This is a genomic window from Methylococcus mesophilus, assembly GCF_026247885.1.
GTDB lineage: Bacteria > Pseudomonadota > Gammaproteobacteria > Methylococcales > Methylococcaceae > Methylococcus > Methylococcus mesophilus.
In genome coordinates this window covers 677,539-703,881 of record NZ_CP110921.1, presented here as the reverse complement: position 1 = coordinate 703,881, position 26,343 = coordinate 677,539, and the positions used below count along the sequence as shown (strand labels likewise).

The window sequence follows — 26,343 nt, the reverse complement described above, 5'->3', positions numbered from 1 at the left end:
AAACCTTTTGAACAATCGTTAATTGTACCGTCTGGGATGGGAGCAGGACAAGGTTCCGTCACGGAAGACCGGCTCATGAAGGCCTCGACTCCGCATCGCCGCCGCGCAGGACAAATATCCGCCTGGGGGCGACCCCTCCTTTGCCGTCATTGCGGCCTATGCCGAGAAACGCGCGTTCGTCGTCATAGACCCGGAGCAGGTCGCCAACGGGGACATCGATCAGGGTAACGGCCTGCCCGTGCAGGAAAAGCCGCGACAGTTCGGCATCGAGCGATATCTCGGGCCAGTGCGGCACCATGCTGTCCATCGGCCGCAGGCAATCGAGCCGGGCCGCCGGTGCCATCGCTTCCAGTTGGTTCAGAGTCATGGCCTGGTCGACGGAAAAGCCCGCGACGGCCGTACGCCGCAACACTTGGACATGGGCGCCGCAGCCGAGAGCGTCGCCGATGTCCTCTACCAGGGTCCGGATATAGGTACCCTTGGAGCAGTGGACGTCCAGTTCCAGGTAATCCGCCCCCCTTCCGGCCAGTTCGATGCTGAAGATCGTCACCGGGCGGGCCGGCCGTTCGACTTCCACGCCTTTGCGCGCGAATTCATAGAGCCGTTTTCCCTGGTGCTTGAGGGCCGAAAACATCGGCGGCACCTGCAGGATGGGGCCGGTGAACCGCGCCAGGAGCGCGAGGAGGGCAGGTTCCTCGAGCACGGGGACGGGCGCCCGCGACAGGATTTCACCGTCGGCGTCGCCGGTATTGGTGGAGACGCCCAGTCGGGCCACGACCCGGTAGCGTTTGTCCGAATCCAGCAGATAGCCAGAGAGCTTGGTGGCCTCGTTGAAGCAGAGGGGCAGGATGCCGCTGGCGAGAGGATCCAGGCTGCCGGTATGGCCAGCCTTGCGCATATTGAGCAGTTTCCGGGCACGCTGCAAAGCGCTGTTCGAGGTCATGCCGCTGCTCTTGTCGAGCAGCAGAACCCCCGACAGCGTGGCTGTCGAAGCGGACCTCATGCCTTAGGTATCGCCGTCTTTATCGAGAGAGCGCAGCACTTCGTCCATGTGCAGGCCGCGCTCGAGGGAATCATCGTAGGCAAAGCGGATTTCCGGAATGACGCGCATGCGCATCCGCCGGCCCAGCACCTGCCGGAGCTGGGGCGCGAACTCGCTCAGCCGCTTCACGGCCGCCCGGGTTTCCAGCCTCCCGCCGAGAAAAGTGACGAACACCTTGGCCACGGCGAGGTCGCGGCTGACCTCGACGTCGCTGACGGTGACCATCCCAAGTTCCGGCGCATCGATGCCGGTGCGCAGGAACTCTGCGATTTCCCGCTGCATCTGGGCGGACACCCGGTCGCTGCGGGTGAATTCTCTAGGCATATTTCCGGATCACCGTGTCAGTGCGGTATGACTTGGACCTTTTCGAACACTTCGATCTGGTCGCCTTCGCGCACGTCGTTGTAGTTCTTGACCGCGATGCCGCATTCCATGCCGGATTTAACTTCGTTGACGTCGTCCTTGAAGCGGCGCAGCGATTCGAGCTGGCCCTCGAAGATGACTACGTTCTCTCGCAGCACCCGGATCGGGAGGTTGCGGCGGACATGGCCCTCGATGACCAGGCAGCCGGCCACGGTGCCGAACTTGGACGAACGGAACACATCCCGTACCTGGGCGATGCCGACGATCTGTTCCTTGAACTCCGGTTCCAGCATGCCGCTGATCGACTTCTTGACCTCGTCGATGGCGTTGTAGATCACGCTGTAGTAGTGCAAGTCGATGCCCCGTTCCTCGATCAGCTTGCGGGCGCTGCCGTCGGCGCGCACGTTGAAGCCGATCAGGATGGCGCTGGAGGCCAGCGCCAGATTCGCGTCGGTTTCGGAGATGCCGCCGACGCCGCCGCCGATGACTCTCACCTTGACCTTGTCGGTGGACAGCTCGGTCAGCGAACTGCGCAGGGCCTCCAGGCTGCCCTGGACGTCGGCCTTGATCACCAGATTGAGGTCGATGGTTTCTTCGCTCCCCATGAGCGAGAACACGTCCTCCAGTTTGGCGGCCTGTTGCGCGGCGAGCTTGGTGGTACGCAGTTTCTCTTCGCGGTGCATGGCGATCTCGCGCGCTTTGCGCTCGTCCGCCACGACGATGAACTCATCGCCGGCATCCGGTGCGCCGGACAGTCCCAGAACCTCGATCGGGGTCGAGGGACCCGCTTCCTTCAGCGGCTTGCCGTTCTCGTTGAACATGGCGCGGACGCGGCCGATTTCCTTTCCGCAGAGCAGGAAGTCGCCCTTCCTCAGGGTGCCGCGCTGGATCAGGATGTCGGCCACGGGGCCGCGACCCTTTTCCAGCTTCGATTCCAGCACCACGCCGGTGGCCGGAATTTCGGCCGGCGCCTGGAGTTCGAGCACTTCGGCCTGGACCAGGATGGCGTCCAGCAAGGCGTCGATGCCGGTACCGGCTTTGGCGGATACCGGAACGAACTGCACGTCGCCACCCCACTCTTCGGGGACCACGTTGAGTCCGACCAACTCCTGCTTGACGCGGTCCGGATCGGCGTCGGCCTTGTCCATCTTGTTCATGGCGACGACCATGGGTACGCCGGCGGCGCGGGAATGCTCCACGGCTTCTTTGGTCTGCGGCATCACGCCGTCATCGGCTGCGACGACCAGCACTACGATGTCGGTGACCTTGGCGCCACGGGCCCGCATCGCGGTGAACGCGGCGTGGCCGGGCGTGTCGAGGAAGGTGATGGAGCCGTGCCCGGTTTTGACCTGATAGGCGCCGATGTGCTGGGTGATGCCACCCGCTTCGCCGGCGGCGACCCGGGATTTGCGAATGTAGTCCAGCAACGAGGTCTTGCCGTGGTCGACGTGGCCCATGATGGTGACCACGGGCGGACGCGGCAGGTGCGGGGCTTCCGCTTCGGCGGCGAGATTGGCCATGATTTCCGCTTCGAGGTTGTCTTCCTTCTGCGCGGTAGCCTTGTGGCCCATTTCCTCGACCACCAGAATGGCGGTTTCCTGGTCCAGCACCTGGTTGATGGTGGCCATCACGCCCATTTTCATCAGAACCTTGATGACCTCGATGCCCTTGACCGACATGCGCTGGGCCAAGTCCGAGACCGTCATGGATTCCGGAACGGCGACTTCGTAAACGATGGGGGCGGTCGGTCTCTCGAAACCGTGCTTCTGCTCCGGCATGACCATCGGCCTGCCGAGCTTGCCTTTTTTCTTTTTTCCGCCGCCTTTGCGGAAATCGTCGCCTTGGAGCTCCCGATATTCGTCCTTTCGGCTCAAGCCCGCGCCCCGCTTCTCTCCGCGCGCTTCGGTTTCGCGTTCGGCGACTTGGCCGCGGGGTGCCTCGCTCTTGGGCTTGGCAACGGGAGGGCGCGGCGCCGAGGGGCGAGGTGCCGGCGCAGGGCGGGCGGGCGAAGGAGCGGCGGCCGGTGCGGGCTTGGGCGCTGCGGCTTCCCGCTCGCCTGCGGCTCTGCGTTCCTCCTCTTCCCGGCGCGCGCGCTCCTCGTCCGTTCGGGCGGACTCCTCCTGCCTGCGGCGCTCTTCTTCGGCAGCCTGCTGGCGGAGCAACTCTTCCTGGTGCTGGCGTGCTTCCTGTTCGGCCAGTTCGCGCTGCTGCTGTTCCTCCAGGGCCCGCCGGGCCTGTTCGGCTTCGGTTAGGCGCTCACTGGTTTCAGGCAGTTCGCTGCGCTTGACGTAGGTGCGCTTCTTTCGCACTTCGACGCTGATCGTCTTCGCGCCCTTGCCCGGTACCGTGCCCTGCTTGAGTTCGGTGACGGATCGGCGCTGGAGCGTGACCCGCTTGGGCTCGGTCACGCTTTCCTGCACCTTGCCGTGGCTCTGGCGCAGGTGGTTGAGCAGCTTCATCTTTTCGGCATCGCTCAGCACATCGTCTGCATCGGAGATCTGAAGACCCGCGTCTCCGAGCTGATGGAGCAGCCTGTCGAGGGGAATCCCCACGATCCCGGCCAATTGTCTCACTGTTACGTCACTCATGATTCAGCCCCTATCGGTAATCGTCCTTACGTCTTCAGGAAAACCACGAGGCGCGCGCCTTCATGATGAGCTCAGCGGCCTTTTCCTCTTCCATGTCTTCGATGTCCAAAAGATCCGGGACGGCCTGGTCGGCCAGGTCTTCCAGCGTGCGAATGCCGTGGCGCGCAAGGCGGTAGGCCAGTTCGCGGTCCATGCCCTCGAGTTCCAGCAACTCCTGGCTGGGCTCGGTGTCCTCGAGCTTTTCCTCGGAGGCGATGGCTTTGATGAGCAGCGCGTCCCGCGCCCGGTTGCGCAATTCTTCTACGATATCCTCGTCGAATTCTTCGATCTCGAGCAATTCCTTGCTTGGCACGTAGGCCAGCTCTTCCACACTGGAAAAACCTTCCCTGACGAGGATTTCCGAGACGTTTTCGTCCACGCTCAATTGCTCGACGAAAGTCTGGATCAGGCGCTGGGTTTCTTCCAGGGTCTTGGCGTCGGCCTGGGTGGAGCTCATGACGTTCAAGGTCCACCCCGTCAGTTCGGAAGCCAGCCGGACGTTTTGGCCGCCGCGGCCGATGGCCTGCGACAGGTTTTCGTCGGCGACGGCGATGTCCATGCTGTGGCGGTCTTCGTCGACGACGATGGACACGATTTCAGCCGGCGACATGGCGTTGACCACGAACTGGGCCTCGTTCTCGTTCCACAGGATGATATCGACGCGCTCCCCCGCCAGTTCGTTGGACACGGCCTGTACCCGAGAACCGCGCATGCCGACGCAGGCACCGACCGGGTCGAGCCGCGGATCGTTGCTCTTGACGGCGACCTTGGCACGTACGCCGGGGTCGCGCGCTGCCCCTTTGATTTCGATGAGGTTTTCGCTGACTTCCGGAACTTCCAGGCGGAACAGGGCGATGAGGAGTTCGGGCGCGGTGCGGCTGACGAAAAGCTGGGGTCCCCTCGCATCCGGCCGGACCGCACTCAGGATGCCCCGCAGGCGGTCGCCGGAGCGGACGGCCTCGCGCGGGATCATTTCGTCGCGCGGGATGAAGGCTTCCACGTTGCCGCCCAGGTCGAGAAAGACGTTGCCCCGCTCGATGCGCTTGATGACACCGGTGATCAGCTCGCCGACGCGTCCCTGGTAGGCATCCGCGATCTTGCGCCGTTCGGCCTCGCGCACCTTCTGGACGATCACCTGCTTGGCGGTCTGGGCGGCGATCCGGCCGAACTCGATGGAGTCGAAAGGTTCTTCCACAAACTCGCCGACGGCGATGCCGGAGTGGGTCTTGCGCGCTTCTTCGAGCAGCATCTCCTTGTCCGGGAATTCGACGCCGCCGCCGAGTTCCTCGCTGGGTTCCACCACTTGCCAACGGCGGAATGTCTCGTAGTCGCCGGTCTTGCGGTCGATGCTCACGCGTACGTCGTATCTGCCGTCGTGCCGCTTGATCGTGGCGGTGCGGAGTGCCTCTTCGATCGCGGAAAAAATGACTTCCTTTTCGATGTCCTTTTCGTTCGACACCACGTCGACTACCAGCAGGATTTCTTTATTCGCCATCAGGTCGTCCTACAATTCAGATATCAAATTCGGGTATGAGCCGGGCCTTGTCGATCAGGTCGAAAGGAATGGCGTGCGTGCCGGTTTCGTCCTCGATGTCGACCACTCCCTCCCGAACGCCCGCGATCCGGCCCTTGAACCGGCGCTGCCCACCCAGGGACCGCATTGTCTGCAGCCGCACCTGGCGGCCCGCGAAGCGTTCGAAGTGCTCGATGGTGAACAGCGGCCGGTCGAGGCCGGGCGAAGATATTTCCAGCTGATACTGGCCCGGAATGGGATCTTCCACATCCAGCATGCCGCTGAGCTGGTAACTGACCTTCGAACAGTCGTCGAGGCCTATCCCGTCGGGATGGTCGATATAGACGCGCAGAATCCTGGCGCGGGCGTCAAATTCGATTCCGGCCAGTTCGTAACCCAACCCCGTAACGACGGGCTCGATCAATCGCTGCAAGTGTTCGGGCATCCGCATGGTCAGTTTCCGGCCCACAAAAAAAGGGCGCAAGGCCCAATGTTGTTATCCCGTTCCTTCAGAAACTAAAAACGCCCGCAAGGGGCGCTGTTCGGGACGCCGGCCCTCCACTCTGGAGAACCCGTCTCATCAGTCCGCGTATGCTAACATAAATATCTCAGGGAGATAAACCCCCAATTTCTCAAGCACTTTACCCAGCCATTCGGTCGAACCGATGCTTTTCACTTTGAATCCACGGAGCAGACATTGAGGCCGGAGACGCTGTTCATTGCCGATCTGCATCTGAGCGCAGCAGGGCCTGAGCGGGTTCGCCTGTTCCAGGACTTCGTCGGCGGCCATGCCCGCGGCGCCGAGGCATTGTACATACTGGGCGATCTGTTCGATGCGTACATCGGCGACGACGAGACCGCTTTTCCCGCTGCCGCGGTTCGGCAAAGTCTTCGGGAACTGGCGGGGTCCGGCACCCGGGTGTTTTTCCAGCAGGGCAACCGCGATTTCCTGGTGGGGGCGGGTTTCGCCGCGGCGACCAGGGCACATCTGCTCGATGATTACGCAGTCATCGACCTGTACGGCTGCAAGGTTTTGGTTACCCACGGCGACCTGCTGTGCACGGACGATCTCAAATATCAGCAAGCCAGGACGCGGATCCGCACCGACGAGTGGAAGCGCCATGCCCTGGGCAAGCCGTTGTGGGCGCGCAGGCTCTATGCGCGCTGGTACCGCTTTCGCTCGGCGCTCGATAAGCGCAGCAACGCGCCGGAGATCATGGACGTCAACGCCGGCGAGGTGGAGCGGGTATTCGGGCGCTTCGGCGTGGAGGCCATGGTCCACGGCCACACCCACCGTCCGGCAGACCATGATCTGACCTGTGGCGGACGTCCGGTCCGCCGGATCGTACTGGCGGAGTGGCGCGGCGAAGGCGAATTCCTGCGCTGGACGCCGGAGGGGTGTCAGCGGGTGAGGATCGTCCCGCAAGCCTGATTGGATCAGGCTCGCGCCAGGGGAAAGGCCAGGGCATCGGCGATCGTCTCCAGCCGATGGAGGCCGAGCAGCAGCCGGTCGACTCCCAGAGCGATTCCGGCACAATCCGGCAGGCCGGCTTTCAAAGCGTCCAGGAGGCGGCGATCTTTTTCCGGCGCGAGCAGGCCGGCGTTGATGCGGGTTGCGATGTCCCGATCAAAGCGACGTTCCTGCTCCAGCGGATCGGTGAGTTCAAAAAAACCGTTGCCCAGCTCCATCCCGTCCAGGAATACTTCCGCCCGTTCCACCAGCCGCTCATCGTCCGGCTTGAACCTGGCCAGGGACGGCAGGATTGCCGGGAAATCGCGCACGAACGTGAAACGGTCCCGCCCCAGATGCGGCTGGACGAGATGGCTGAACAGCAGATCGAGCCAGATCGACCGGTCCGTTCCGCAGATCGCCGCCGCTTCCTGCAAGCCATGGCTCGCGGCGCAGCCGGCGAAATCGCCGAGCCCGGCCTCCAGCGGGTCGATGCCGGCGTGCGCCAGAAATGCCCCGCGGTAGCTCAGGTGCTCGGACGGCGCCAGCGGGCGGACACCGTCGCTCAACGCCTGCAATAGCGCATCGGTTTCTTCGATCAGTGCATCGAGCCCGAAGCCGACCCTGTACCATTCCAACAGAGTGAACTCGGGGTTGTGGAAACGGCCGGATTCGTCGTTGCGGAAGGCTTTGCATATCTGGTAGATCGAGCCGCTGCCTGCGGCAAGCAGCCGCTTCATCGCGAATTCCGGCGAGGTTTGCAGGTACAGCCGCCTCGGTGCGCCGCCACCGTAACCGGTGGAGAAAGCGCTCAAGTGCGGGTCGGTCACGGTGCCGTGCGAAAGAAGGGGGGTCTCGACTTCGAGAATTTCCCGTTCGGCAAAAAACTGCCGGATTTTCCACAGGAGTTCCGCCCGCCGGCGCAGCATCGCCGGCGGGCAGGAAGGACGCCAGTCGGATGGCGCCCTATTTGACACGGGAGACGTATTCCCCCGTGCGGGTGTCCACTTTGATGACCTCACCGGTCTGGACGAACAACGGTACCCGGACCACGGCGCCGGTTTCCAGGGTGGCGGGTTTGCCGCCGCCGCCGGAGGTGTCGCCGCGCACGCCGGGGTCGGTTTCGGTGATGGTGAGCTCGACGAAATTGGGCGGCTGAACTGCCAGCGGGACGTTGTTGAACAGGGTCAGGATGCAGATGTCCTGTTCCTTCAGCCATTTCTTGGCGTCGGTGAGGGCATTCGGCTCGGCGGCGTACTGCTCGAACGACTCGGGTACCATGAAATGCCAGAGCTCGCCGTCGTTGTAGAGATACTGCATCTCCATGTCCACCACGTCGGCGGTTTCCAGGGTATCGCCGGACTTGAAGGTCCGCTCGATCACGCGTCCGGTCTTGAGGTTGCGCAATTTGACCCGGTTGAAAGCCTGGCCCTTGCCCGGTTTGACGAACTCGCTTTCGAGCATCGTGCAGGGGTCGCCGTCCAGCATCACCTTCATACCGTTCTTGAATTCACTCGTGCTAACAATAGCCATGCATACCTCGGGTCAGTACATCTGAAAAAAATACAGATCATTATAATGGACCATTTTTTATCGCGAAACCGCGCAGCCCCGGTCAGGGACGGTAGACGACATGAGTGAGCTATGGCAGGCTGAGCTGGCCGAGGGTTTTGGCAGCGTTCGGGAACTGCTGGATTTTCTCGGCACCGCCGTGCCGTTTTCGGCGGAGGCCGCGCAAAGGTTTCCGTTCCGTGTTCCGCGTGCGTATGCCCTGCGGATAAGGCCGGGCGACCCGCATGACCCGCTGCTCCGACAGGTTCTGCCGCTTGTGCAGGAGATGGAGTCGCCCGAAGGTTTCGTCAGTGACCCGGTCGGCGACCGGCACGCTCTCAAGGTGCCCGGCCTGCTGCACAAGTACCGGGGCCGGGCACTCTTGATAACCACGGGGGCTTGTGCGATCCACTGCCGCTACTGTTTCCGCCGGGAGTTCCCTTACGCCGAAAGCCAGTTCACCCGGCAGCGGGAGACGGCCGCTACGGAGTACATCGCCCGGGACCCGGAGCTTAGCGAGATCATTCTGAGCGGCGGCGATCCGCTGTTGTTGAGCGACGACCGCCTGGAGCGCCTGATCGGCCAGCTCGCGGCGATTCCGCACTTGCGGCGGCTGCGTATCCACAGCCGGGTACCACTGGTGCTGCCATCCCGCATCGATGATCGGCTGCTTGCAGTCCTCTCCGGCCACCGGCTGCGGACCGTGCTGGTGATTCACGCCAATCACCCGCGGGAGCTGGACGGCCAAGCTGGCGGCGCGCTGGCCGCCATGCGCCATGGGGGGCTGATGCTGCTGAACCAGGCCGTGTTGCTGAGGCAGGTGAACGATTCCGTCGGAACCTTGTGCGAACTCAGCGAATGCCTGTTCGAACGTGGGGTACTGCCTTACTACCTGCATTTGCTGGACAGAGTGCGCGGCACCGCCCATTTCGAAGTTCCGGAGGCGGAGGCCCGAGATCTGCACGAAGCCTTGCGCCGCCGGCTGCCGGGATATCTGGTGCCGCGCCTGGTTCGGGAAATCGAGGGGCAGCCCTACAAGCAGCCGGTCAGCTAGACTGGTTGGCCACGCCGTGCGGCACATGGCCAGTCGCTACATGGTGGCTCGCCGCCTCGCAATTGCTTTTTTGGTCGTCGAAGAAGATGTCCGCGCCGAACGCCGCCAGGAACTGGCTCTTGTCTCGCCCGCCGAGGAACAGCGCCTCGTCGATCCGGATGTTCCAGGCCCTCAGGGTCCGCACCACCCGTTCGTGCGCGGGGGCGCCCCGGGCTGTCACCAGGGCGGTGCGTAGCGGCGAACTGTCGGCGTCGAACTGGGTCTGAATGTGATGGAGCACCGCGAGGAAGTTCCGGAATGGGCCGCCGGGCAATGGTTCGCGTGCGGTGGCGCGTTCGTTCTCGGAAAAGGCTTCCAGTCCCGCCGAGCGGTAGATGCGCTCGGATTCGTCCGAGAACAGCACGGCGTCGCCGTCGAAGGCGATACGCAACTGGTCAGACTCGCTACTGCGAGCGGGGGCGGTGATGATCGTGGCAGCCGCCTGGCCGTCGTTGAGCGCGTCGGCGACGTCGCCGGCATCAGCCGACAGGAACAGATGGGCGCCGAAGGCCGCGACGTACTTGAACGGCGACCGCCCGCCGGTAAAGGCGGCACGGGTGATGTCCAGTCCGTGGTGCTGGATGGAGTTGAATATCCGAAGGCCGGTGTCCGCACTGTTGCGCGAGAGCAGGATGACTTCGACCATCGGGGCGCCGAGCCGGTCATTCATCGCCAGGAGCTTGCGGACCAGGGGGAAGGCGACGCCCGGCGCCAGAATTTCGTCCTCGTGCTCGCTCTGGTAGCGGCAATAGCTTTCCCGGCCTTCCTGTTCGAAGATACGGTGCGATTCATCGAGGTCGAAAAGCGCCCGAGAGGAGATGGCGACGACGAGGCTGGAGGGCTGGTTCATGGCTTGAATATCGCTAAGGTTTCGGTGGCGCCGGTATACATTTCGGCAGCGGTGCCGCACAATTGATCGTTTTCCGCGGAGTCTCCCCGAGGGGTTCCCGGATTCCTGGCAAACAGAACAAAAGCAGAACAAAACAAGAGGAGCATCATGCGCCGCAATATCTCCCTCCTATTATTGGTTTTATTCATCGTCGGCCTTTACGTGCTGCAGAACAAGGGCGTGACGCCATTCGTGATGAAAGTTCTGGAGTCGGATTTTTTCGATGTCAAGGAGGACGAGGAAGAGCCGCTTGGCAAGGTTAAGAACGCCCGTACCGACTTCGCTTACCTGCATTGCAAAGCCGCGATGCTGGAAGACCATGTGGTGCCGGAGAACTCGGAATTCCTGGATGACAAATACGAAGCCTGGGCTTTGGGCGGCAGAAATTACATCCTGCGGTCCGAGGTGCTGGTCGATTCCGAGCAGGGCCGGACTGCCGAGAAATTCGTGTGCAAACTGCGTATGACGGGCGAGGACCAGGCAAACCCGGACAGTTGGTCCATCCTCGGTACCGAGCTTAATCCCGCCGAGGCCGCCGAATAGGCGTTACCGTCCGCCGCCGAGGCCGGCTGCGGGTGGCTCAACCCGGCGGCCAGTGCAGGCGGCGGCCGCCGAGGACGTGCAGATGCAGGTGGTCGACCGCCTGGCCGGCGTCGCCCAGGCAGTTGACCACCGTCCGGTAGCCGGATTCGGCTATCCCTTCCAGCGCAGCGACCCGCTTGACCGTTTCGAATAGCGCCGCGGCCAGTCCCGGCGGGTCCGCCGGCAGCTCGTTGAGGTTCGCGACGTGCGCTTTGGGAATCACCAGGACGTGCACCGGCGCCTGGGGATTGATGTCCCGGAAAGCCAGCGTCAACTCGTCCTCGTAGACCACGGCGGGTTTAATGTCCCCGGCGACCATCTGGCAGAAGATACATTGCGGCATACTAGGCTCCTTGAGTGGGTGGGGTCTTAGAAGTCCTTGCGGCCGTCGAAGGCATGCGAGAGCGTGGCGCCGTCGACGTATTCCAGTTCACCGCCGAACGGGATGCCATGGGCGATCCGGGTGGTCCGGACGCCGTGGCGCCCGGCCATGTCGCTGAGGTAATGGGCGGTCGCTTCGCCTTCGACCGTGGTGTTGGTCGCCAGGATCAGTTCTGCGACGCCGTCTTCCCTCAGCCGGTTCTCCAGGACGTTCAGCCCCAGTTCCTCCGGGCCGATGCCGTCGAGTGGAGACAGCCGTCCGTTCAGCACGAAAAACAGGCCCTTGTAGGCGGTGGAACGGCTGATCGCGAACACCTCGGCCGGCGATTCCACGACGCAGAGCAGAGACCGATCCCGGTCGGGATTGGCGCAGTGCTCGCATAGTGCGTGCTCGGTCAGGGTACGGCACTGGCCGCACAACCCCACCTGGTCCAGGGCACGGCGCAGCGCGTCGCTCAGCCTGCCGGCGGCGTTTCGATCGCGCTGCAACAGGTGCAGCGTCATGCGCTGGGCGGTCTTGGGCCCGACGCCGGGCAGACAGCGCAGCGCTTCGATCAGCTCGGAAATGGCGCCGGACTGCCGCATGCGGGACTAGAACGGCATGTTGAAGCCGGGCGGGATGCCGAGGCTTCCCGTCAGTCCGGCCATCTTCTCCTGCTTGAGCTTGGCCACCCGGCGCACGCCGTCGTTGAAGGCCGCGGCGATCAGATCTTCCAGCACCTCACGTTCCTCCTGTAGCAGGCTGGGATCGATTTCCACCTTCAGCACTTCGCGCTTGCCGTTCATGCGGATTTTCACCAAGCCGCCGCCGGATTCGGCCTGGATTTCGGTCGCCGCTATCTCTTCCTGGGTCTTCTGAAAGCTCTCTTGGAAGCGCTGTGCCTGCTGCATCAGGTTGGCCAACGGGTTTTTCATGGGTTACCTCGGGTTTTCGTGGCTATCCAGTGGCCGGGTCGACCCGGCCACGATCTGTGCGCCGAACATGTCCTTCAGAGCGTGGACGGTCGCATCGTTTTCGATTTCGAGTTCGGCTTCGTGCTGTCTTTCGACCTGCGCGCGCTGATCGGCGGCGGCCGGCGTTTCTTCCTGCAAGGATTCACTGCGGATTATCAGCTTGATGGGGCGGCCGAGGAGCTTTTGCAAGGCAGTCTCGAGATTGCTTGTCACCGTTGGCGTGTGGATTTGGGCCTGCCTGGGGTCCAGCGCCAACTCGCAGGCATGTTCGGTCAGCGTCCTCAGCACGCAATGGCTGGCGAGCTGGCGGGTCATGCCAGCGAGGTTCATGGCCTCGATCATCCGTGGCCAGTTCTGCGCGTCGCTTGTCGTCCCAAGGCTTGCCTCGGACGAGGAAGCTTCGGCAGCGGCCGGGGGCGGAGCCTGCCGGGTGACTTCCCGAGCGCGGTGCGGCTCCCGAATGCCGGTATCAGATGGTGCTCGCATCGCCGGGGCGGCCGCGGTCGGGACGATCCTCGGCGCGGCTTCGGCGGAGTGCGGCCGGAAGGCCAGCATCCGCAGCAGAAGCATCTCGAAGCCGTCGCGCGGGTCGGGGGCCAGTTGCAGATCCTTTTGCCCCTGCAGCGCGATCTGGTAGTAGAGCTGGGTATCCTCCGGCGCGAGACGGCGCGCGAGTTCCTGGACACGCTCGGCCTCGTCGTCGCGGCGGACGGCATCCGGCGCAAACTGGGCGATCGCGACCTGATGGAGGATCGCCAGCAGTTGCTGGACCACGTCCTGGTAGTCCGGAGAGAATTCGGCGAGCGTCGCGGACATCCTGAGCAGGTCATCTGCGCGGGCATCGGCCAGCGCCTCGAGCAGGCCGTAAACCGGCTCCCGCGACACGGTGCCGAGCATGGCGCTGACGCCGGTGTCGGTGAGCCGGCCGCCGCAGTGGGCGATGGCCTGATCCAGCAGGCTGAGTCCGTCGCGCATGCTGCCCTGGGCGGCGCGGGCCAGGGCCTTGGCGGCGCCGGGCTCGAACTCCAGATTCTCCGCCGCGAGGATCTGAGCCATCTGGGCGCGGATTTGCTCCGGAGTCAGCCGTTTGAGGTTGAACTGCAGGCAGCGCGACAGCACGGTGACCGGGATCTTCTGCGGGTCGGTGGTCGCCAGCAGGAATTTCACGTGCGGCGGCGGTTCCTCCAGGGTCTTCAGCAGGGCGTTGAAGCTGTGCCCGGACAGCATGTGGACTTCATCGATCAGGTAGACCTTGTAGCGTCCCTGGTTGGGGGCGTACTGGACGTTGTCCAGTAGTTCGCGGGTGTCCTCGACCTTGGTGCGGGAGGCGGCGTCGACTTCGATCAGGTCGATGAAGCGGCCCTCGTCCACTTCCCGGCAAATCAGGCAGTGGCCGCAGGGGTTCGCCCCCTGGAGGTGTTCGCAGTTGAGCGCCTTGGCCAGAATCCGGGCCAGCGTGGTCTTGCCGACGCCGCGGGTGCCGGTGAACAAATAGGCATGGTGCATACGACCGGCTTCCAGCGCATGCGTCAGCGCCTTGACGACGTGCTCCTGGCCGACGACTTCAGTGAAATTGTGGGGTCGCCACTTACGCGCAAGTGCCTGGTAGAGCATGGAGTTGCGGCGAAAGAGTAGGGAATGGGTGGCTCACCGCACCAGCCACACCCCGGCACACGAGTCCGCTGTTACCGTTGCTCCCTTCCGGGCCTGGCGGGGTTCACAGCGTATCATTGCGAGGGGACCAATGCGGCTTGCCATAGAATCGGTGAGCCGGCTGCTCATAGAGAATGCACATTATGCCCGTTAACGGAGCGCTGCACAAGGAAGAGCGAGCGGTCATGCTTTAGGCTGGAGTGTTCACGGGCCGAGGATGGAATTATGAAGCCCTCATAGCGCTCAGCACATATCCGAAGACGCCTGCACTCACGGTAAGGTCTCCAGTGAAGGGTGCGGCAAATAGCAACACAAGATAGAGGTTGAGGGCGATCAGGAGAGCGATCAGGGCCGTCATGGCTAGCTGAGTCCGATAGCTTTCGAGGTGGAAAAAATAGGTCAAGACGATAGTGACGATGGCTCCCACACAGAGGACCAGCCACTCGACAGAGGGCAATCCATTGAGAGATATGCCAATTCGTGCACGCCGTTGATCCATTAAATCAAGAGATCGCTGAATTAAGAGCGGAGAGATGATTTTCTGGTTCTCGGTTACGGGTTCGAAGTCAGAGACCTCCCGTAGCAGCTGCACAACGAGGTTCTGCGCTTTCTCGTCAACCTTGCCTTGATTCATCAGCGGCCACTCCCCATCGACTGCTTCCAGGATATAACGCTCGCAGAGCGATTTGATCGCGGCGGATTTATCCGCCGGCAATCGCTCGGCGAGCAAGACAACGTTGGCTATCGCATCGGCCTCTTTCTCTACCGTGGTACGGGCGGTCTCAAATGTCCCTATGGCATCCACGACCACCAAACCCAAAATTACCGCATAGAGAGTTCCGCCCACGGCGAACATATTCCCCGCCACATCATGGTGCAGCCTCAGCCGGTCGAGGTTGGAGAACCGGCGGACCGCCATGAGTCCACCCATGGCGCAGAGTACGAATGCCGCGATTGCTAGGGAGCCGGGCAGGTAATAGCCAATATCTAAAGGCACGATTGCGACTTCCTCCGTATGTTCTGGCCGAAATGCTACACCGCGACGGGTTCAATCAATGAACTCAGGCTGGCCGGTGATGGCCGGCGCATCTCCCGGCCAGGCAGCGGATGCTGTAAGGGGAGCCTTCGGTCAGGTGATAGTGGGACATGCCTTGCGGAAACTCGCCCGTCGGCTCGGAGTGCCCGTTGCAGCCGTCGAGCTGCGCGGGTTTCGCTCCCTCTTTGCCGAGCGGGCCGTAGATGGGAAAGCCGTCCAGGGCGACGCCGATGAGCTTCGAGTGCTGGCCGGGCTTGTCGAGGACATCGGCGATGCAGTGCGGCACGCCACGGTGGTGGTAAGTCCCCTCCGGTATGAATCCCGCCGGGGTTGCATGGCCGTTGCACGCGTCCACCAACGAAACGCCGTCGACCGTGATGTTGTGCTGCAGGGCGATCGTATGGTCGTAGGGATTGAACAGCGCGGCACCGCTCACCAATATTCCGATAGGGCCGAGCGGGGTCGGCGTGGCGGTGGCGTTCTTCTTGGGGTGAAGCGGCAGGGCAAACGAATAATTTTGCAGCCGGGACGGGTCGTCGCCCGCGATCAGGCCTGCCGCCGATTCAGGCACCAGGATGCCGGGCTTCGGGAGCAGATACTGGGCCGGGCGGGCGTGGTTGGGAACCCTGTCGGATGCCAGGGTATACGCGTCCTTGCCGAAGGTAATCGTGAGGTTCTTGCCCCATGGGGCGGCTTTTAGGCCTGCCGTCGTATGGACAGCGGGTACGGCCGGCGATGTTTCGGCGCGGGTTGTGCCTGGGGTCCAGATTGCGGCGGCGATCATGGCGGCCAGGAGTTTATGGGCTTTTGAATGCATGCTCTTTCTCAATGATGTTGGGTTCTTAAAATTTGAGTCCTGTGGCGCGGGCGTGGTCTGAGACGGCACAGCGTCGAATATCGAGAACAAGTCGCTGACCTGCGCGTCGCGGTCGCCGAGGGCGGGCGAGGCGATAGCGCTTGTCCAGGGCCATCAGGTGTTCCCGGCCCTGTATCTGGATGCCGTCCGGATGCTCGCTCCCCGCCGGCTGCGGCTTGTTTCATCCTCCGGCCTGCACGAACTTGGCTGTGACAGTCTTGGACCGGTTCAGCTTCACCGTGCAGGGTTTCTTGCCGGAGCAGCCGCCGCCGCTCCAGCCCTTGAAGTGGTAGCCTTCGGCGGGGACCGCAGTCAGGGTGACGGCGGTGCCTTTGGCGAAACCGGCTTCGCAGATGGCTCCGCAGTCGATACCCACCGGCAGGCTCGTTACGGTACCGCCGTTGGCGGTCACGGTCAGCCGGTAGGCGGAGTCGTAGGCGTAGACTGCGCCGGCGTTAGCCAACCCGGAGACCGTTGCATCGTAAGCGCCGATGAAGGCGGTACCGCCGTTTGCGGACAGGACGGTTTTGCCGAAATGGGCGTTGGCCTCGGCGTCGCTCGCTCCGGATTCCGTCTGCGCCGTGAGCTTCTGCTGGATGCTCCAGCGCTTGCCTTCGCGGCGATAGAGGTAGGCGGCTCCGGCATGGGCCAGCCCGTCCGCATCGGCGTAGGGGGCGCCGATCAGCGCCGTATTGCCATCGGCCGTCAATGCACAGGCGCCGAACCAGGCCTCCGCAGCCGCATCGCTCTTGCCGTTGCGGGTCTGGGCAATCAGCTTCTGCTGGATCGTCCATCGGGAGCCCTTGCGCTGATAGACGTAGGCGGTACCGGCGTGCTGCAATCCGGCAACGCTCGCCTGGAAGGCGGAGATCAAGGCCGTCCCGCCGTCGTTCGATATCGCCAATCCGCCGCCGAAACGGGCGCCCGGCTCGCTGTCGTCCTTGCCGCGGGTGGTCTGTGCGGTCAGCTTCTGCTGAATGGCCCAGCCGGCGTCGGTGGCGGTGTAGACATAGGTGGCGCCGGCTTCGTATTGGGCAGCGTCGGCGCCCGCCAGCAAAGTAGTGCCGTCGGGGGCCAGCGCGACGGCAGCGCCGAACTGCGCGCCGGGCGTGGCATCGCTGGTGCCGTCGGTGTTCTGCGCCATCACTTTCTGCCGGATCTGCCAGCCCGTATCGGTGCTCCGATAGACGTAAACCGCGCCGGTATACGAATGGTTGAGCGCGCCTTCGCCCAGGGCCTGGCGGGCGCCGATGGCGGCGGTATGGCCGTCCGCGCTCAAGGCGACCGCCGAGCCGAAGTTGGCATCCTGCCAAGCGTCGGATGTGCCGTCGGCTTTCTGGGCGGTGATTTTCTGCTGAATCTGCCAGAGCGAGCCGTTGCGGCGGTACACATAGGCGGCACCGACGTCGGCTTGGCCGGAAACCGAAACGCTGTAGGCTCCGATCAGAGCGGTTTGGCCATCTCCCGACAAAGCGACCGAACCGCCGAAGAGCGCATCCTTCTGCGCATCGTCGCTGCCGTCGCCGTTCTGCGCCGTCAGCTTCTGCTGGATGGTCCAGCCGGTACTCGTGCGGGTGTAGACGTATGCGGCTCCGGCTGATGGCAGGCCGGCGACCTCGGCCCCGGCTGCGGCAACCAGTGCCGTGTTGCCGTCCGCCGAAAGCGCGATGCGGAAACCGAACGCGGCGGACTTCTGCGCATCGCTGCCGCCTTCGTTGGTTTGGGCCGTGAGTTTCTGCCGGATATCGTAGGCGCTCAGGCTTTGGCCGATCGCGCTCTCCAGGTCTGCCGGTATTTCGATGCCCGGCGCGGCCAGAGCGGGTATCCCCCAGAGCCCCAGCAGAAGCAGCCCGATGAGGTGCCGGGGCCGGCACGAAGTAGCGTTTTCCATGACACTCTCCTTAAAAAATAATGGTGGTTGGATGTAGAAGCCGAAGCCGCATTCGACGACGATGCGCCTCGGTTTGTACTTGCAGTCCGAGTTTCGTATCCCGGTCTGCCGGTTTTACTACCGCTCGGCGATTGCGTTGCGGCGGTATTTCTGCGGCCCTGTTATCCCAAATCGTTTGCCATTCGAATCCGCCGGGTTCAAAATTAAACCCGGCGGATTTGGGTATGGACCTTGGCGAAGAAACTACGCTTTTACCCGGTCAATCTCTGTGTAATTTTTAACCAAACGGCATTTGTCTCAATACCTGCGACTGCGAGCCAAGGCTTATAAAATGTCCTCAATATTCAGCGGATGTCGTAATGCCCGTTCAGCTCCGCAGTGCAACGCTGAACCCCTGCCTCCGCTAAATCATGGCTGAGCGTAACGGTATCCCCAGGATTCAGATATATCTTAGAGGATTGCGAAAAGACTTGCACGCCGTTAGTCCCGGCGGGAGGAATATATTGGTTGGGTGTGAAATAGAAAAAATTGTCGCTGAAGTTATCTCCCGAATCTGGATTGCTTTTCGCACCTCCATCCGGGGTGGCTGAAATAAAAATAACATCTGATCGCCCGCTGCCGGTGCAAGCTCCTGAAACAAAATCGATCACGAGTTGATTGACTTTTTTTCTACCTATTTTATGAACTACCGTAAATGAAGTCGGCAAGGCCGGTTGAGTAGAGTCGCACAGGACGGCAGGCGCATTTGAATCGCACAGCCGCTTGCTGAACGAAGTAAGCGGGGCTGCGAGCGTTTCGCTTGAAGAAAAGATACCGAACAGGCTGAATCCGGCAACCATGGTTTTTATTATACGGCTGTAGTCTGACATGATTTTCTCCGATCTATAGTTTAACACCCAAAAACCGCCGCCATGGCGGTTTTTTTCTTTAAAACCCAAGCGAAGTTTGAGTTTGACTTATATATTGAAGATGAAATTCAAGGGTTTTCATTGAAACTCATCGCCAATTCAAAATATTTGTACTCGGTTTGTTATCGCCGTCCAACGCAGTGGCGGCCACCTGTCCGGATTGCGACCAGGCGAAGACCTGAGGCGTGCCGGGCAGTCCCAGATAACCCGTGCTCAGTTGCAGCGGCGTGGTCTGGCCGGCGAAGGGCTGGTAGGCCGCCATCCGCTGCAGGCTGGCCGGGAAGCTCTCGCTCTCCATCACCATGCCGCCATGGGCCGAGCCGGACATGAGGCCGTAGACGTTCCAGACCTCGACCGTGCCGGCGGCGTCGCCGGTTTCCGGGGTGGTGGCCAAGTTGGCGAGATAGCTGGGACGGGTGGCCGGCGCCACATAGCCGACGGCGACCCGCGCCCCGGCCGTATCGCCGCCGCCGGCGGTGAAGCCGAACAGGACGCGCGGGTTGGGCAGATGGTTGGCGATGTCGCGTCCGCTCAGGGCGACGACCTCCGGCGCGTGGCCTGCGCCGGCGCCGACGATCACGTCGTCGAAGTTGTCCGTGTCCACATCGCCGGAGGCGACGTTGATGCCATGAGGGAATTCGCCGGCCAGGAAGCCGCTGTAGCGGTGCAGCAGCTTGCCTTTGGCCGAGAAGATGCGGATTTCCGGTGTGCCGCCGGCGCGGGAGCCGACGACGACCTCGGGGGAGCCGTCGCCGGAGATGTCGCCCAGGGCGACGGAGACGCCCTGGTTTTTACGGTCGCGGTCGCCGGCGAAGGCCGTGAAGCGTCCGACGAGCTTTTCCTTCTGCCCGGAGAACACGGCCACTTTACTGCCGCCGCTGGCCTGGCCCAGGGCGTAGCTCGAATAGAAGCGGGCGGCGCCCAGGGTGGCGCTGGCGGCGATGCCGCCGTCGAAGCGGCGGCCGAAGGGAAAGCGTTGCGCGACGATCTGGCCGGTGCCGTCGATGACGTTGGCGGGGCCGGTTTGGCCAGGCAGCGTCGGGCCGAAGGCGTTGCGCAGCCCTTCGGCGGGGCCGAAGGCCAGCACCGGCGACATCATGCCACTGTCCTCGTGTCGGAGGATGTGACAGTGGAATACGTATTTGCCGGGGTTGTCCGATACCTTGAACTTGATGGTCAGGTTTTGTCCAGGGGGAATATTGATCGTATCCCGCTCCGAAACGTAATTGAGAGAGTTGGTCGTCGATTGGGTTCTCGGGTCGATGGGCTGGCCGTTTATGGCTGTGACGACGAAATTGCCTTGGTGGATGTGGAAGGGATGATCGGCCACGTTTCTCGTCCCGTCCTTGTTGACGCTGGTGACATTGACCAGCGTCCATTCCTCGACCGTGCCGACCTGGAGCTGCGGCATATCTGCCTCGCCGAAGGGTTGACCATTGATTAGATAGACTTTGGGGCTCTGATCGGGCTTTAGTGCAAACTCGAAGCGACGTTTCACGTCGGCGGGGGTATCGAACAGGGTGTAATCGGTGCCGCGGGGCGGAAACACCGGGGGCGGCGAGATCACCGGCCGGCCGCTCACTTCTATGGTCGCCAGCACGTAGTAGTTATCGTTTTTCACGTTGCCGGTGCCATCCCGCCCGTCGGTCAGATAATAGGTGCCGGGGCTTGTGGGGGCGGTGAGGGCCAGGGTCAAGCGGTTACCGGCCATCAATAGCGTGTTCGAGTCGCTGTCTTGCATGCGCTCCGGGTCCGCTGATAACGCCAATTTCAATGGCTTCACGTTGTAGCCGTTGCCGTCCAGCATCAGTACAGTGGCGTTCCAGGGATTCTGTAGATTGGCGTCCGTCACCGCCAAGCTGAATGTTCCGGTCGATCCGGCAGCTGCGAGATTCCAGACCTGGGTTTCACCAGGCCGGATGCGGATGGTCGGATTGAGCTGGCCGTTGACCCGCTTCTGCCAGTTCATTATCGGACTGGCATTGCCCGTGCCTGGTGTATCCGGGCCGTATTCCAGCAGACGATTGACGCCTGCAGGCGTGTAAACTTTCCCTGTGGTATCGACCTTCTGGATGTTGATTTCAGTCAGGGTGAGAAAAAGTTGTTTAAGCGGCTGGGCGCCGTCGGCTTTATAGCGCGGCCAGGCATCGAGGGCGTCGCCGAGCATCAGCAGGCCGGCGAGGCCGCCGTAGACCTGAGAGGTAGTCTGGCCGTGCAGATGGACGTGATACCAGTCCAGCCCGGGGTACTGCTTGCCGGGGACGGTCAGATGCGCCCACATGTGCTGCGGCGCGGCGTCCGTGCCGGGGTCGTTGACCGACTGGTAGACGTTGTCGCTCATCGACAGCGGACTGCCCTCGAAGCCGTGGGCGTGGAAGTTGGTCTGGAACAGCGAATCCGAGGCATGGCCGATGTTGCCGGCGAGCGAGTTGCGCAGGCTCAGCTCCAGGGCTTCGCCGACCTTGAGCTGCAGCATCGGCCCCGGAAACATCGCGGGGTAATGCTTGCCGTAGGCATCGATCCGATAGGCGTTGGCCATGGTGAACGGCTGTTCTCCGTCCGGCTGGGAGGGATTGGGGTACGGCGCATTGGAACTGTAGAGATCGACGTCGCCGTAGCGGATCGGGTTCATCTCGACCCCCGCAGAGACCATGTCCACCGAGGCGCGCAGGCGTCCGTTGCGGCTGCGGATGACCGGAATCTCGATCAGGGGTTGGCCGCTGCCCAGCCCGGTGGCATCCTGGAAGACCAGACTGGGAGCTGGCGTCGGGCTTGCGGTTGGCGTGTCGGCCAGGGCGGCGCTGGCCGCCGCAAGGCCGGATACGACGTATTTCGTTAACTTCATCATCTTTTCTCTCCTAGTTTCCGTGCATCGAATTATTTTTGTAGAACTGCCATCCTGTCCCTGCCGCGGTCTGCGGCGCGCCGGGGCAAGCTAAGCGGTTTTGTTAAACGACCGTGACGTGCTTGAGGCGATGCCTCCTCGGCTTTCCGCCAGTTGCCGGCTGCTTGGGTTTTTGGCACTGCTTTTGCCGTCCGTCCAGGGTTTCGACTTTAGGCTCGGTCGGTGTCCACCCGAAACCGAGCCACGTTAGGCTGGCCGCCAGTCCCGAGCAGGCAATCGCGACGGCCATGGGAGAACCTGCAAATAGCGACTGCCGGTAATGAGATGGCTCCCTTGATCACGGCATGACCTCGTTTTTATTCTGCTAGCCAGTAAGGTTTATGGGGTCAAATATTCGGAGCTCCTATCAGGGTCGTATCGATTGGGGGAACCGGAATAAGTCGTTTGGATCGTATTTCGTCTTGACCCTCCTTAGACGGGACAGGTTGCTGCCGTAATAGGCGTCTTCCCAATCCTTCAACGACGGATCGGGGAAATTTTGGAAAGCGCCGCCACCGGCAATAGGGGTGAGCGCGGCATGGAATCCATTCTGCCAACGGTGGGCGCGGTGCTTGGATTGCGGCGATTGGGTTCGATCCCAGCCGATCCCCAGGTCGAACAGCCACTGGCTGTCTCGGTGGACGAAGGCACTGGCGTCGGAAGGATACTCGTTGACGGCGCCGCCGGTCTGAAACAAGGATAGATAGGCACCGCCCTGGGAACTCTCCCAGCGGCTCATCCACAGGCGGATTTCTTCAATAAAGGCTTCAGGCAGGCTGCCGTTGACGAACCGTGAGCGCGATTGATAGCACGCGGGAGTTCCCTCCTCGGCCAGGAAATATTGCCCTTCCCAGTAAGGTAGGGATTCGATCGTTTCCGAAGCGGCCTTGGTATTTGCCGTCATAGGCGCGATGATCTCCGTAAGCTCCGCTTCAGTTCCGTGGAACTGACCGTAGATCCTCAATAGAATCTCCGGTGGCGAGCCGAATTTCGTGCTCGTGTAGGGTTCCATATAAACTTTGGAACCCAGTCCGTGCGGCGCCGCCTCTAAAGCACGTATCACGGCGGTAATCAGTTCGTCGGATGCGTCCATCCAGGTCAGATCGAATACCGTGATCCGATCGATCGGAAAGGTTTCCAGGGTGAACGCGGTATTGATTCCGAAATTGCCGCCGGCCCCACCGCGGCAGGCCCAGAATAGATCTGAATAATCCGATGCGTTCGCCGTCAGTATCGAACCGTCTGCCGTCACGATCTCGGTGGATACGAGTTTGTCGCTGCCTATGCCGTGGGCGCGCATTTCGAAACCTATGCCGCCCCCCAGCAGATAGCCTCCCGCGCCAACTGTCGTGCACCGGCCATGCGTAATAGAGCGGCCTATGCCTCCCAATGCGGTATAAACCGCACCGTTGAGGGTACCTCCCCCGATAGTGATGCGTCCGCTGGTTTCATCGTAGCTTGCGTCGTTGAGCGACGAGAGATTAATCAAGAGTCCGCGGGTACAGGAATAACCGGCATAGAAATGTCCGCCGCCACGGATGGCCAAAGGCATGTTTTCCTGCTGGCACCATTTCAGGCAGGTGGCGACATCTTCCGCAGTTGCGCACACCGCGACACCTGCGGGTTTGATTCCACGGTAGCGGACATTGTTCGGCATTGACAGGCGGGTATACCCAAATTGTCCGTGACGGACGAGTTGTCCGCTTAGATTTCTCTTCAGTTTCTTCCAAGCATTTGGGGGCGCTTGTGGCGCCTGTGCCGCCTGTGCCGCTGTAGAAGCAAGAGCCTCCGAAGCCGAAAATGCGCGTTCCGATAGGGCACCACCGGCAAGCGCCGCGCCGATCCCCATGAAGCGGCGTCTAGTGATTTCTAGGCGATTGCCCAGGGCAGCTGGTAGTAAGGTTTTCATCCGATTCCCCCATTTCAAATGTTCGGTATCCGCCGTTTCTCAAAATGCAATGCGGTTGCGCCAGCTTGTTGTTTTCATGACTGTATCGCCGGATTTGGGTCAGGAGCTTCTATTAATTTATCCCCCGTTATATTGTTTTGATAGTTATTATCTGATGCCGCGTTTCAGAGGGCTGCTTGTCTGGGTTTGTCCTGTCTTTGCCGTCGTTTTTTCCCGGCAGGCATTGCTTCCGGCACTGGTTTTGGCCGGCCGGGCCAAAACGCCAGCCACACCAGGCCGGCGCTTAGTCCCGATCCTGCGATGGCGAGACTCATGGGGTAGGCCGTGCCGTTCTGATGACCGGCGACCAGGCTGCTGACGAGGAAGGCGCAGCCGAATTGCACGACGCCGATTAGCGCCGAGGCACTGCCGAGATACGGCCCGCTTGCGGCCATGGCGATCGTCGTGGCATTTGCGCCGATGAAGCCGAGCGAGGCAATGGAAAACCAGAGCGGAGCGAGCAGGGCGGTCAGGCTGTTGTGGCCGGCGATGGCGACCAGCACCGCTCCGGACACGGCGTTTAGCGCCAGCGCGGCGCCGAGCAGGGCGGCGGGACTCCAGTGTTTCAAGGCGATGCGGTTGCCCTGGGCCGCGAGGATCAGGCCGGCGGCGATGGCGGCGAACAGCCCGCCGTAGGCTTGTTCGCCGACGCCGTACAGACCGATGAACACTAAGGGCGAGCCGGTGATGAAGGCGAACATGCATGCCTGGGCCAGGCCGCCCACCAGGGTGGGCGCGATGAATCCGCGCGTGCATAACAGGTTCCAGTAGCCTTGCGCGATGCCGGCCAGACCGTCGTTCCGTCTGCGGCTGGCCGGCAGGGATTCCGGCAGTCCGAACCAGACCAGCAGAGCGCCGGCCAGGCCGAAGGCCAGCATGACGGCGAAAATCGCCTGCCATGATGAAACGGCCAGGATCTGGCCACCCAATACCGGAGACAGGATCGGCGCCAGGGTCATCACCACCAACATCAACGACAGCACCCGTGCGCTTTCGCGCTCATCGAACAGATCGCTGACGATGGCGCGGCCGACGATCATGCCTGCGCAGCCGCCGACGGCCTGCAGGAAACGCAGTCCTATGAACGGTTCGATCCGGCTCGTCACCAGGCACAGGGACGAACTCAGCACGTAGAGTGCGATGCCGATCAGCAAGGGGCTGCGGCGGCCGTAGCGGTCGATCAGCGGCCCGTAGATCGCCTGGCCCACGGCGAGCCCGATGAAGAACACCGACAGTGTCGCCTCGATGGCGCCGCCCCCGACCCCGAAAGCCTGGGCCATCTGCGGGAACGCGGGCAGGTACATATCGGTCGCCAGCGGCGGAAAGGCGCATAGCAGCCCCAGAATTAGGACCACTCGGGTGGGAGATACGCGCGATGTTCCGGTAGGAGGTGTCGCCATGCCGGATCCACTTGGACTTTCAGCCGGATATTTTCGGGAACCGCGCGCAGGTTTTTTGCCGTCCAGGGCAGCAGCGGTAAACTCTCCTTGTTGCGATCGCACGATGATTCGCGGCCCGGATGCTGGAGTAAAGCCCTGGCATGCATTTCGCCACAATTTCTGATTCATAGACTTGAACCGGCATTGTTCTCTGCATCCACTAGTTTAGACCGCGGCTTTTGGGAAGCTATGAATTGCCGTTATGCGAAAAACGGAATCATTTATGCGGAAAGTGACGTCGGTTAGAATCGCTGCCCCGTAGTCACGATGCCGCTCATGGAAGCCGTTGCCACTCAAATGAATATCCGCTGGCTCAGCGACCCGGACGCCGAACCGGTGCTGGTCAAGGCGAACCAGAAGGAACTGGTCAGAACCGAGTTGCCGTTCCGGCAAGGCGAGGGGCACGGCTGGATCGAAATGCTGGACTTGGCGTTCGGGATTCATCTTTGCCGGGTCGTGCATCATTTCGAGGCAGGGGAGGCGAACCTGCAGCCGATGTCGGAAGTTGTGACCGAGCTGACCGAGCCCGTGCTGTTCGTGCAGACGGCCCGGCGCGGGCGGGGGGTGCTGCATGACCGCCGGTTGGATGTCAAGCTGGCGCACGATCCCGGCGTGTGCATCTTTCAGCACATGGACCGTATCGATCATCAGCACTGGGCGGATACGTCGGTGACGGTGGAGGTGACGGCCTTAGGGATGAGGACGTCCAAACTGCAGCGTACGCTCGGGGAGCCGATCGTCGGGAGCTTGTTCGATGCCTTGGGTCTGACTCAGCTTCCGTCTGCCAGCGTGCGCGCGGTACCGAAGCACGTCACGGGAATACTGCAATCCTGTTTCGCGGATCATTTGGCCGGGAACCTGCGCAGACTGCACGCCCAGGCCAAGGTGCTGGATTTCATCGTGGCCCTGGCCGATCATCTGGCCGGCGAAACCAAGGGGGAATCGCGCAAGATTCGAGCCGTCAGGCGGCTGCGCGAGGAGTTGGACCAATTGGAGGGAGCGGTGCCGTGCCTGGACGAACTGGCCAAGCGCTACGGGCTGTCGGAAAGGCTGATGAACGAGCTGTTCAAGCAGGAATCCGGGCAGTCGATCTATGCCTACGTTACCGGCCAGCGGTTGGAGGCCGCGCACGCGGCGCTGCAATGCAGCGGCACGCCGTTAAAAGTGCTGGCGGCCCGGCTGGGCTATTCCAACGTCAGCCATTTCAGCAACGCCTTCACGAAGAAGTTCGGCTACCGTCCGGGTAGCCTGAGGCGGGGGAAATCCGGCCCATAGGCGTCGAT

Annotated in this window: 23 protein-coding genes and 1 other RNA gene; 4 read left to right on the top strand and 20 right to left on the bottom strand. The window is 62.2% G+C overall.

Annotation, left to right across the window (positions count from 1 at the left end; genetic code table 11):
• Positions 1–73: 73 nt before the first annotated feature.
• Genes truB through rimP form a run of 5 tightly spaced genes read right to left on the bottom strand, consistent with a single transcriptional unit; the run spans position 74 to position 5,996 of the window.
• Positions 74–1,003 (bottom strand): tRNA pseudouridine(55) synthase TruB, encoded by a 930-nt coding sequence (truB, locus tag OOT43_RS03300; RefSeq protein ID WP_266023268.1) that lies wholly within the window; start codon positions 1,001–1,003, stop codon positions 74–76.
• A gap of 3 nt (positions 1,004–1,006) precedes the next feature.
• Positions 1,007–1,366, bottom strand: a complete 360-nt coding sequence (gene rbfA, locus OOT43_RS03295; RefSeq protein WP_266023266.1) for a 30S ribosome-binding factor RbfA — start codon at positions 1,364–1,366, stop codon at positions 1,007–1,009.
• Positions 1,367–1,383: 17 nt separating this feature from the next.
• Positions 1,384–3,993, bottom strand: a complete 2,610-nt coding sequence (infB, locus tag OOT43_RS03290; protein ID WP_266023264.1) for a translation initiation factor IF-2 — start codon at positions 3,991–3,993, stop codon at positions 1,384–1,386.
• A 34-nt stretch (positions 3,994–4,027) separates the two neighbouring features.
• Complete coding sequence (gene nusA, locus OOT43_RS03285; protein ID WP_266023263.1) at positions 4,028–5,527, bottom strand: transcription termination factor NusA; 1,500 nt, start codon at positions 5,525–5,527, stop codon at positions 4,028–4,030.
• Between the two features lie 16 nt (positions 5,528–5,543).
• Positions 5,544–5,996: a ribosome maturation factor RimP gene (gene rimP, locus OOT43_RS03280; protein WP_266023262.1), complete on the bottom strand. Its 453-nt coding sequence runs from the start codon at positions 5,994–5,996 to the stop codon at positions 5,544–5,546.
• A 246-nt stretch (positions 5,997–6,242) separates the two neighbouring features.
• Between rimP and OOT43_RS03275 the strand changes: the two genes are divergently transcribed.
• Positions 6,243–6,977 carry a UDP-2,3-diacylglucosamine diphosphatase gene (locus OOT43_RS03275; protein WP_266023260.1) on the top strand — a complete coding sequence of 245 codons (735 nt, stop codon included), beginning with the start codon at positions 6,243–6,245 and terminating at the stop codon, positions 6,975–6,977.
• Positions 6,978–6,982: 5 nt separating this feature from the next.
• Here OOT43_RS03275 and epmA read toward each other — a convergent pair whose 3' ends face one another.
• Complete coding sequence (epmA, locus tag OOT43_RS03270) at positions 6,983–7,972, bottom strand: EF-P lysine aminoacylase EpmA (protein WP_266023259.1); 990 nt, start codon at positions 7,970–7,972, stop codon at positions 6,983–6,985.
• The gene (gene efp, locus OOT43_RS03265) at positions 7,962–8,528 is read right to left on the bottom strand and encodes an elongation factor P (RefSeq protein ID WP_266023258.1); all 567 of its coding nucleotides are present in this window, start codon (positions 8,526–8,528) and stop codon (positions 7,962–7,964) included. The genes epmA and efp overlap by 11 nt, the downstream gene beginning before the upstream one ends.
• A gap of 100 nt (positions 8,529–8,628) precedes the next feature.
• On the opposite strand from efp, the gene epmB reads away from it, so the two are divergent.
• A complete protein-coding gene (gene epmB / locus OOT43_RS03260) occupies positions 8,629–9,600 on the top strand; it encodes an EF-P beta-lysylation protein EpmB (RefSeq protein ID WP_266023257.1) in 972 nt (323 codons plus the stop codon).
• Here epmB and OOT43_RS03255 read toward each other — a convergent pair.
• Positions 9,593–10,489, bottom strand: coding sequence for a 5'-nucleotidase (locus tag OOT43_RS03255; RefSeq protein ID WP_266023256.1), 897 nt, complete (start codon positions 10,487–10,489; stop codon positions 9,593–9,595). The two genes, epmB and OOT43_RS03255, sit on opposite strands and share 8 nt — an antisense overlap.
• 147 nt (positions 10,490–10,636) lie before the next feature.
• Between OOT43_RS03255 and OOT43_RS03250 the strand changes: the two genes are divergently transcribed.
• Positions 10,637–11,071: a hypothetical protein gene (locus OOT43_RS03250; protein WP_266023255.1), complete on the top strand. Its 435-nt coding sequence runs from the start codon at positions 10,637–10,639 to the stop codon at positions 11,069–11,071.
• Positions 11,072–11,108: 37 nt separating this feature from the next.
• Here the strand turns inward: OOT43_RS03250 and OOT43_RS03245 are convergent, their stop codons facing one another.
• The 12 genes from OOT43_RS03245 to OOT43_RS03190 form a co-directional block, all read right to left on the bottom strand.
• Positions 11,109–11,453, bottom strand: coding sequence for a histidine triad nucleotide-binding protein (locus OOT43_RS03245; protein ID WP_266023254.1), 345 nt, complete (start codon positions 11,451–11,453; stop codon positions 11,109–11,111).
• Positions 11,454–11,479: 26 nt separating this feature from the next.
• Positions 11,480–12,076 carry a recombination mediator RecR gene (gene recR, locus OOT43_RS03240; RefSeq protein WP_266023253.1) on the bottom strand — a complete coding sequence of 199 codons (597 nt, stop codon included), beginning with the start codon at positions 12,074–12,076 and terminating at the stop codon, positions 11,480–11,482.
• Positions 12,077–12,082: 6 nt separating this feature from the next.
• Complete coding sequence (locus OOT43_RS03235) at positions 12,083–12,406, bottom strand: YbaB/EbfC family nucleoid-associated protein (RefSeq protein WP_266023252.1); 324 nt, start codon at positions 12,404–12,406, stop codon at positions 12,083–12,085.
• A gap of 3 nt (positions 12,407–12,409) precedes the next feature.
• Positions 12,410–14,059, bottom strand: coding sequence for a DNA polymerase III subunit gamma/tau (gene dnaX / locus OOT43_RS03230; protein ID WP_266023251.1), 1,650 nt, complete (start codon positions 14,057–14,059; stop codon positions 12,410–12,412).
• A gap of 36 nt (positions 14,060–14,095) precedes the next feature.
• An RNA gene (gene ffs, locus OOT43_RS03225) (signal recognition particle sRNA small type) lies at positions 14,096–14,192 on the bottom strand.
• Positions 14,193–14,321: 129 nt separating this feature from the next.
• Positions 14,322–15,095, bottom strand: a complete 774-nt coding sequence (locus tag OOT43_RS03220) for a bestrophin-like domain (RefSeq protein WP_266023250.1) — start codon at positions 15,093–15,095, stop codon at positions 14,322–14,324.
• Positions 15,096–15,159: 64 nt separating this feature from the next.
• Positions 15,160–15,951 carry a YHYH protein gene (locus OOT43_RS03215; RefSeq protein WP_266023249.1) on the bottom strand — a complete coding sequence of 264 codons (792 nt, stop codon included), beginning with the start codon at positions 15,949–15,951 and terminating at the stop codon, positions 15,160–15,162.
• Positions 15,952–16,171: 220 nt separating this feature from the next.
• Positions 16,172–17,881 carry an InlB B-repeat-containing protein gene (locus OOT43_RS03210; RefSeq protein WP_266023248.1) on the bottom strand — a complete coding sequence of 570 codons (1,710 nt, stop codon included), beginning with the start codon at positions 17,879–17,881 and terminating at the stop codon, positions 16,172–16,174.
• 344 nt (positions 17,882–18,225) lie between these two features.
• Entirely contained in the window at positions 18,226–18,750 is a 525-nt protein-coding gene (locus tag OOT43_RS03205; RefSeq protein ID WP_266023247.1) for a hypothetical protein, read from the bottom strand.
• Positions 18,751–18,877: 127 nt separating this feature from the next.
• Positions 18,878–21,637 (bottom strand): multicopper oxidase family protein, encoded by a 2,760-nt coding sequence (locus OOT43_RS03200; protein WP_266023246.1) that lies wholly within the window; start codon positions 21,635–21,637, stop codon positions 18,878–18,880.
• A gap of 403 nt (positions 21,638–22,040) precedes the next feature.
• Positions 22,041–23,582: an FAD-binding oxidoreductase gene (locus tag OOT43_RS03195; protein WP_266023245.1), complete on the bottom strand. Its 1,542-nt coding sequence runs from the start codon at positions 23,580–23,582 to the stop codon at positions 22,041–22,043.
• 164 nt (positions 23,583–23,746) lie between these two features.
• On the bottom strand, positions 23,747–25,021 hold the full coding sequence (locus tag OOT43_RS03190) for a multidrug effflux MFS transporter (protein WP_266023244.1): 1,275 nt from the start codon (positions 25,019–25,021) through the stop codon (positions 23,747–23,749).
• 336 nt (positions 25,022–25,357) lie between these two features.
• On the opposite strand from OOT43_RS03190, the gene OOT43_RS03185 reads away from it, so the two are divergent.
• A complete protein-coding gene (locus tag OOT43_RS03185; RefSeq protein WP_266023243.1) occupies positions 25,358–26,335 on the top strand; it encodes a helix-turn-helix domain-containing protein in 978 nt (325 codons plus the stop codon).
• Positions 26,336–26,343 lie beyond the last annotated feature (8 nt).